Source organism: Penaeicola halotolerans, from assembly GCF_016464625.1.
GTDB lineage: Bacteria > Bacteroidota > Bacteroidia > Cytophagales > Cyclobacteriaceae > Penaeicola > Penaeicola halotolerans.
Window position 1 is genome coordinate 1 of the sequence record NZ_JAEAGO010000231.1, and the last position, 235, is coordinate 235.

Annotated in this window: 1 pseudogene; it reads left to right on the forward strand. The window is 37.9% G+C overall.

The features are described from left to right. Positions 1 to 235, forward strand: a pseudogene (locus I5349_RS14105) (uridine kinase); the annotation flags it as partial.

The following is a 235-nucleotide window of genomic DNA, read 5'->3' on the forward strand; positions in this document are numbered from 1 at the left end:
GCCTATAGATGATAAGGCTATCTTTGATTTTGATACGCACAATTCTATAGACTATGAACAGTATACACAAGATATCAGTCATCTCAAAGAGGGAAAATCAGTCTTTAGACAAGAATATAACTTCAATAATCCGAATAAAGTGCCTGAGAAGCTCGAGTTCAAGCCAGCTCTGATCATCGTAGTGGAGGGGAGAATTGTGTTTTACTACCCAGAATTAGAAGAGCTTCTCGATTTG